This is a genomic window from Janthinobacterium sp. AD80, assembly GCF_002878455.1.
Classification (GTDB): domain Bacteria; phylum Pseudomonadota; class Gammaproteobacteria; order Burkholderiales; family Burkholderiaceae_D; genus Janthinobacterium.
Window position 1 is genome coordinate 1 of the sequence record NZ_NRDQ01000268.1, and the last position, 5770, is coordinate 5770.

General features: G+C 62.5%; 7 protein-coding genes. 5 read left to right on the plus strand and 2 right to left on the minus strand.

Features of this window, described 5'->3' with window-relative positions:
* The 3 genes from JaAD80_RS28405 to JaAD80_RS28415 all read left to right on the plus strand — a co-directional run.
* A partial coding sequence (locus JaAD80_RS28405) for an EF-Tu/IF-2/RF-3 family GTPase (protein WP_258003236.1) occupies window positions 1–567 on the plus strand: 567 nt, incomplete at its 5' end.
* A 179-nt stretch (window positions 568–746) separates the two neighbouring features.
* Window positions 747–1064 (plus strand): 30S ribosomal protein S10, encoded by a 318-nt coding sequence (rpsJ, locus tag JaAD80_RS28410; RefSeq protein WP_010394389.1) that lies wholly within the window; start codon window positions 747–749, stop codon window positions 1062–1064.
* Window positions 1065–1316: 252 nt separating this feature from the next.
* Entirely contained in the window at window positions 1317–2162 is an 846-nt protein-coding gene (locus JaAD80_RS28415; RefSeq protein WP_102299517.1) for a DUF817 domain-containing protein, read from the plus strand.
* A 66-nt stretch (window positions 2163–2228) separates the two neighbouring features.
* Here JaAD80_RS28415 and JaAD80_RS28420 read toward each other — a convergent pair whose 3' ends face one another.
* A complete protein-coding gene (locus JaAD80_RS28420) occupies window positions 2229–2780 on the minus strand; it encodes a tetratricopeptide repeat protein (protein ID WP_180979643.1) in 552 nt (183 codons plus the stop codon).
* A gap of 122 nt (window positions 2781–2902) precedes the next feature.
* Entirely contained in the window at window positions 2903–3769 is an 867-nt protein-coding gene (locus tag JaAD80_RS28425) for a PEP-CTERM sorting domain-containing protein (protein WP_180979644.1), read from the minus strand.
* A 207-nt stretch (window positions 3770–3976) separates the two neighbouring features.
* On the opposite strand from JaAD80_RS28425, the gene creB reads away from it, so the two are divergent.
* Window positions 3977–4711: a two-component system response regulator CreB gene (gene creB, locus JaAD80_RS28430; protein WP_102299521.1), complete on the plus strand. Its 735-nt coding sequence runs from the start codon at window positions 3977–3979 to the stop codon at window positions 4709–4711.
* Window positions 4708–5770: two-component system sensor histidine kinase CreC (creC, locus tag JaAD80_RS28435; RefSeq protein WP_102299522.1), on the plus strand; the 1063-nt coding region annotated here is incomplete at its 3' end. The genes creB and creC, both read left to right, overlap by 4 nt.

Here is a 5770-nt window from a genome sequence, read left to right on the forward strand (position 1 = left end):
TTGCATTGTGGCGCCAGATGCGGCGTGCCGTCAGCGCGCGACACCGTGCGTGCCGGCGGCCAGCGGTGGCAGCGTGCCCGGCTGGTAGCGCACGCCATTCATGTAGCGCTCGCACGGGATGGTATCACCGATACCGTCAAAACGACTTGCACCGGCGTGGAAATGTTCCGCAAGCTGCTGGACCAAGGTCAAGCTGGCGACAACGTTGGTCTGCTGCTGCGCGGCACCAAGCGTGAAGACGTGCAACGTGGTCAAGTTCTGGCGAAGCCAGGCTCGATCAAGCCACACGCCCACTTCACCGGCGAGATCTATGTTCTGTCGAAAGACGAAGGCGGCCGTCATACGCCATTCTTCAACAACTACCGTCCACAGTTCTACTTCCGCACGACGGACGTGACTGGTTCGATCGAGTTGCCAGCAGACAAAGAAATGGTCATGCCAGGCGATAACGTGTCGATCACCGTCAAGCTGATCAACCCGATCGCGATGGAAGAAGGTCTGCGCTTCGCTATCCGCGAAGGCGGCCGTACCGTCGGCGCTGGTGTTGTTGCAAAAATCATTGCTTAATTATTAAGCAGATATAAAAGAAGACGCGTCGTCGCCCGGCGCCCTTCTTTTTATTCAACTGCCGGGGTTGGCAAGCATTTTGGTGCTATCATGTCGACCCTGACGGTTGTTGCGTCAGAAATTCCCGTATGACCTCATTGCCGTGCACACCGCGCGGTTCGTTCTTTTAAGGAAATATCATGTCGGCACCAAACCAAAAAATCCGTATCCGCCTGAAGGCTTTCGATTACAAGCTGATCGACCAGTCCGCTCTGGAAATCGTTGAAACCGCGAAGCGCACCGGCGCTGTCGTCAAAGGCCCAGTACCACTGCCTACCCGTATTCAGCGTTTCGACGTGCTGCGTTCCCCGCACGTCAACAAAACTTCGCGCGATCAGTTCGAGATCCGTACGCACCAACGCCTGATGGACATCGTTGACCCAACGGACAAAACCGTTGACGCGCTGATGAAGCTGGACCTGCCAGCTGGTGTTGATGTCGAAATCAAACTGCAGTAATCGTTTTTAACAGGCCGGCGGGGTGTCCCGCTGCCTGATGATGGGGCCGGGCCTGTTCGCAATCGCGAACGCGCCCGGCCCCATTGCTTTTGGTGCCCGCGTTCTGCGCGCGGCCTTGTCCGCTCCCTGTCTGCTGCGCGTTTCGTCCCCTGAGACCGCCCATGCGCGCCCGGCCGCCATCCCACTGCTACTGGCAAGCATACGCCTGCAATAGTGCTTTACAGTGCCGCGGCACGTCGATAAAGTTGCGGCATGCTCAATGCCCTCGATGCCCATCTGTTAAATGCCGCGCCGCGTAGCCGCTTGCGGGGCTGGCCGCGCTTTCTCACGGAATTTTTGTATTTCGGCATCAAGGAGGCGAGGGCGTGCCTGTTCGTTGGGCTGTTTTTTGCCGCCGTCTTCCTGGTGCCGCGCACCGGCCTGCTCGGCCTGCCGCGTTATGACGTGCTGCTGCTGGCGGCGCTGGCGATTCAGGGCGCCATGCTCTGGAGCGGGCTGGAAACGTGGGATGAATTGAAGGCCATCAGCCTGTTTCATGCGGTTGGCTTCGCGCTGGAGGTGTTCAAGGTGTCGGGTTCGATCCAGTCGTGGAGCTATCCCGACTTCGCCTACACCAAGGTGTTTGGCGTGCCCCTGTTTTCCGGCTTCATGTATGCGGCCGTCGGCAGCTACATCATCCAGACCTGGCGCCTGCTCGACATGCGCATCCGCCACCATCCGCCGTACTGGATGGCGGTGCTGATCGCGCTGCTGATCTACGCCAACTTCTTCACCCACCACTACATCGGCGACTACCGCTGGTACCTGGCGGCCTGCGCGCTGGGCTTGTACGCGCGCACCACCGTCGTGTTCCGCCCGCTCGACCGCGACCGCAGCATGCCCTTGCTGCTGGGTTTTGTGCTGGTCGGATTCTTTATCTGGCTGGCCGAAAACATCAGCACCTTCTGGGGCGTGTGGCGCTATCCGAACCAGCTTGGCGCCTGGTCGGCGGTGCACGTCAGCAAATGGAGTTCATGGTCGCTGCTGGTGGTCATGACCTTCACCATCGTCGCGCACCTCAAGCACATCAAGGCCAGCATCCACGTGGCCCGGCAATAAGCTGGGCCGCGTGGATGCCCCTGCGGCCGGGCGGCGGCGCAGGGGCGTCGTGGCCGCTTGCCGCCTTTACGGCAGGCCGGCGGCCACGGCCGCGAACCGCTGGCCCAGCGCCGCCTGCGGGCCGCCCTGCAGCTGTTTCGCATACTGCCGCAATACCTCGGCCGAATACGTGCGCGACGCTGGCGACAGTTTCGGCAGCAGGGGCAGGGCGCGTTCCAGGTAGCCGCTGCCCTCCTGCCACTTGCCTTGCGCCGACAGCGCCGAGGCCAGTTCCACCAGGCGCCGGCCGACGCGCGCATCGCTGCGCGGTTCTGCCGACTCCTCCGTGGCCAGCGCTTGCCGGTACAGCGCTTCGGCTTCCGTATTCTTGCCTTGCAGGCGCTTGATGCGGCCCAGGTTGTATTGGCGCTGCGAGAGGATTTCCGCGCTGGCGCCGGCCTTCTCGGCTGTGCGCAGCGCCTGCACGCATGCCAGTTCCGCTTCGCCCAGCTGGCCTTTCAGCTCGGCGGCGTTGCAGGCATCGTAATGTTCGTTGGAGGTGGTGGTGAGCGACACGGGCGTCGTGCAGGCGGCCAGCAGGCCGGCGATGCACAGCAAGGTGATGGCAGGGCTTTTCATGGTCTCCTCGATAGTCATTAAACAGGTATCTGTGTGGAGTCAAGCTGTCGCTCATCGTACATCAGTTTGCGCGCCCGCCTGGACTTTTTCTGCGGGTACTGAGCGCCGCGGCGGCTTGGGCCTTAGCGTGCCTGGGTGCCGGACTTGCCGTGCAGCTTGCCACGGCGCTGGCGTCGGATCACTGTGCCTAGCAGGCATATGCCCAAACCCAGCATGGCGTAGGTGTGCGGCTCAGGGACAGGCGCTGGCCACATTTGATACTGTTTCAGATTGACACCTTGGTATGCCATGAAACCGATGTCACTCAACCAGACGCTTCCCGTATTGCTGAAGGTGAGGGAGAAGTCCTGTTCCAGCGTCCAGCTATCCTTCCACGTGCCGAGCTTGCTGCCAAGGTGCTCGAAGCTGTCGGTGTATCCGGGGTAATCGCGTCCCAGGCGAATGCTGGTGGTGGCGGCTGCGTAGTCGCCGCTCAGCGGGTGGCCGAAGACGCCGCCATCGACATCGATGGAAAGCGATATATGCCCGGTGAAGGTGACTGAAGTGCGCGGCGCGAGCGAGAATGCGGTGTAGAACGAGGTACTGCTGAACGTGTCGCCCGGAACCCCGAGGAAGGCGGCCGAACTACCTCCTCCCAGGGTGCCGCCGGAGCGGTAGAATTGCGCTGTGCCCCTGTTCAGGTTGATGGCGTTCTCGGCACCGTCGAGGCCGGCGCTGTGCTGCGAAAACGCGCGATCCTCGATCTCGGGAAACTTTTCATAGGATGAGATGTGGCTCCGGCTGTCGGTATAGGTCTTCGACAGGTCGAGACGCAATTCCGGCGTAATGCCATCATTCGGTGCGAGATCCTTGAGTTTATATTCGATATTGCTGATCGAAGCAGTGGCGCTTTTGACGGTCGGGCTGACGGGGGTGGCCGCAGCCGTATTGGTGTTGAGAGCGGCCAGGAGAAACAAGACGGGCAGGTAAACTCGGAGTGGTGTGCGCATGGGAATCCTTGGGTGCCGTGTTGCTGGTCGGGGAAAAAGGCAGTCAGCGATGGTCATCGCTGAAATCCTGCCTGGGTAAGACGGCGGTTTTTTATCCGTCAATGTTATTTTACAGCCATAAATATCTTTTTAAGTACTCTTTTTTATAACTAATCTGATGACTATTGATTCCATTGGCCAGTGTGATTTGATCGAGGCAGCTGGCGTATGAGCAAGACCATCCTGCTGGTGGAAGATGAGCAGGCGATTGCCGACAGCATCGCCTATGCGCTGCGCACGGATGGCTTCACGCCGCAGCACGTGATGCTGGGCGAACAGGCGCTGGCCGCGCTGCGTGCCGGCCCTGGCGGCGCCGCAGCCATGCCTGTACTGGTGGTGCTGGACGTGGGCTTGCCCGACATGAGCGGCCTGGAGGTGTGCCGCCGCCTGCGCCAGTTTTCCGACGTGCCGGTGATTTTCCTGACGGCCCGCAGCGACGAGATCGACCGCATCGTGGGCCTGGAAATCGGCGCCGACGATTACGTCACGAAGCCGTTTTCACCGCGCGAGCTGGTGGCGCGCATCCGCGTCATTTTGCGCCGCGCGGGCGCCGCGCCAGCGCCGCGCGAGGCTGGCATGACGATAGCCGCCCCCGCCGAGCCAGCATCAACGCCGGCGCGCTTCGAGCTGCGCGCGCTGGAGGCGCGGGTGCTGTTCCACGGCCAGCCGCTCGAGCTGACCCGCTATGAATACCTGCTGCTGAAAACCCTGCTCGAGCATCCTGGCCACGTGCTGTCGCGCGCGCAGCTGATGCAGCGCGTGTGGAGCGGGGCGCCTGATACGCTCGACCGCACCGTCGATGCGCACGTGAAATCGCTGCGCGCCAAGCTGCGCGCCGTCGATGCGCAGACCGATCCCATTCATACCCACCGTGGCCTTGGCTACAGCCTGGCCGGCGCATGAAGATCGGCCTGCGTATCCTGCTCGGCTACTTCCTGATCGTCGGGCTGGCCGCCTGGTTCCTGCTGAATGTGTTCATGGAGCAGGTCAAGCCGGGCGTGCGCTCGACCCTGGAAGATACCCTGGTCGATACCTCGCAGCTGCTGGCCAACCTGGTGGCGCCCGACCTGCGCGCCGGCACGCTGGCCAATTCGGCGGTGCTGGCCCGCATGCAGGATTACGCGCGCCACGGCGTCGATATCAATATCAATGGCGTGCGCAAGCAGACCCTCGATTACCGCATCTATATTACGGACCGGCGCGGCATCGTGCTGTTCGATTCCAGCGGGCGCGACGTGGGGCGCGATTATTCGCGCTGGAACGACGTCTACCTGACCCTGCAGGGGAAATATGGCGCGCGCAGCACGCGCAGCGTGGCGGACGACGAGATGTCGACGGTCATGCACGTGGCCGCTCCCATCCGCGACGGCGGCGAGGTGATCGGCGTGCTGACGGTGGCCAAGCCGAATGCCAGCGTGCAAGCCTTCGTCGAACGCAGCCAGCGCAAGATCCTGCAGCGCGGCGCCGTGCTGCTGTTGCTGTCACTGCTGATCGGCCTGGGCTTTGCCTGGTGGTTGCACCACGCGCTGGGCAAGCTGATGCGCTATATCGGCGAGGTGGAGGCGGGGCGCAAGGTGGCATTGCCGGCGCTGGGCAGCAATGAGTTCGGCACGCTGGGGCGGGCGCTGGAAGCCATGCGCATCCGCCTCGAAGGCAAGGAGTATGTGGAGCAGCTGATGCATACCCTGGCGCATGAATTGAAAAGTCCGATCGCCGCCATCCAGGCCTCGGCCGAACTGCTGCAGGAAGACATGCCGCCGGCCGAACGGCGCCAGTTCCTCGCCAGCATCCTGGAGCAGAACGCGCGCCAGCGGCAGTTGATCGACAAGTTGCTGGCCCTGGTCCGCGTGGAAAAGCAGCAGCGCCTCGAGCATCCGGAACGCATCGCGCTGGCGCCGCTGCTGGCACAAGTGGCCGCAGGACGCGGCCGCCACCCTGGCGGCGCGCGGCGTGCGCGTGCAG

What these genes read in the sequence shown, in the direction of transcription:
- rpsJ (WP_010394389.1), top strand. Translation starts at nt 747, where the DNA reads ATGTCGGCACCAAACCAAAAAATCCGTATCCGCCTGAAGGCTTTCGAT.
- JaAD80_RS28415 (WP_102299517.1), top strand. Translation starts at nt 1,317, where the DNA reads ATGCTCAATGCCCTCGATGCCCATCTGTTAAATGCCGCGCCGCGTAGC.
- JaAD80_RS28420 (WP_180979643.1), bottom strand. Translation starts at nt 2,780, where the DNA reads ATGAAAAGCCCTGCCATCACCTTGCTGTGCATCGCCGGCCTGCTGGCC.
- JaAD80_RS28425 (WP_180979644.1), bottom strand. Translation starts at nt 3,769, where the DNA reads ATGCGCACACCACTCCGAGTTTACCTGCCCGTCTTGTTTCTCCTGGCC.
- creB (WP_102299521.1), top strand. Translation starts at nt 3,977, where the DNA reads ATGAGCAAGACCATCCTGCTGGTGGAAGATGAGCAGGCGATTGCCGAC.